Origin of the sequence: Bergeriella denitrificans NBRC 102155, assembly GCF_001592185.1 — a bacterium.
Lineage (GTDB): Bacteria > Pseudomonadota > Gammaproteobacteria > Burkholderiales > Neisseriaceae > Neisseria > Neisseria denitrificans.
In genome coordinates this window covers 1-783 of record NZ_BCWL01000365.1, presented here as the reverse complement: position 1 = coordinate 783, position 783 = coordinate 1, and the positions used below count along the sequence as shown (strand labels likewise).

1 protein-coding gene is annotated in these 783 nt (G+C 57.1%); it reads right to left on the bottom strand.

Translation table 11 applies throughout. The features are described from left to right. Positions 1-82: 82 nt before the first annotated feature. Positions 83-571, bottom strand: coding sequence for a dihydrofolate reductase (locus BDE01S_RS10830; RefSeq protein ID WP_066081473.1), 489 nt, complete (start codon positions 569-571; stop codon positions 83-85). Positions 572-783: the final 212 nt, after the last annotated feature.

Below are 783 nucleotides of genomic sequence, written 5' to 3'. Positions count from 1 at the left end.
GGTACGGGTCGGCGGACTTGCTGCTCAAGCAGCTTAGTCAAGCCCCCTCTTTGAGCCGGGCAAGCCAACGCCGTAGCAGGATTTAAGTCCGACGACTATAGTGTACGAAGGAATAGAGCGGGCCTTTGGCGCTGGTATGCGTTTCCCGGCTCACAGGCTGCCATTGCGCGGCATCCAATTCGGGGAAGAAGGCATCGCCCGCCACCGACAGTTCGATTTCGGTCAGGCGCAAATCGGTGGCCAGCGGCAGGGCTTGGGCGTAAATCTGTGCGCCGCCCATGATGATGATTTCTTCGGCATCACGGCACAAAGCCAGAGCTTCGTTCAGGCCGGACACGGTTTCCGCGCCTTCGGCAACATAATCGGGGTTGCGGCTGATCACGATATTGCGGCGGCCGGGTAGCGGCTTGCGCGGCAGGGATTCCCAGGTTTTCCGCCCCATAACGACGGGTTTGCCCAGCGTATAGGCTTTGAAAAAGGCGAAATCTTCGGGGATATGCCAGGGGATGGTGTTTTGGCTGCCGATGCAGCGCTCGGCGGCATAGGCGGCGATTAAGGTGATGTGTTGCATGGTGTGTTTTGCATCGGGTTCGGATAGGCGTATTGTATAGCAGATGGCGCGGGAACGGTAATGCGGCGGCATGGGTGGGAAAGCGTAGAAACAGGTTGACCGCTGTTGCCGCGTTGTGTTGCTTTATTTCTGCCTTATCCAAGCATCAAAAAGCCGTCTGAAAATACCGGTATCCGGTTTTCAGACGGCTTTTTTGCGGCGGGCAAACTTAT

Excerpts from the sequence above, each read along its gene's own strand:
- BDE01S_RS10830 (WP_066081473.1), bottom strand. The coding sequence starts at position 571 with ATGCAACACATCACCTTAATCGCCGCCTATGCCGCCGAGCGCTGCATC.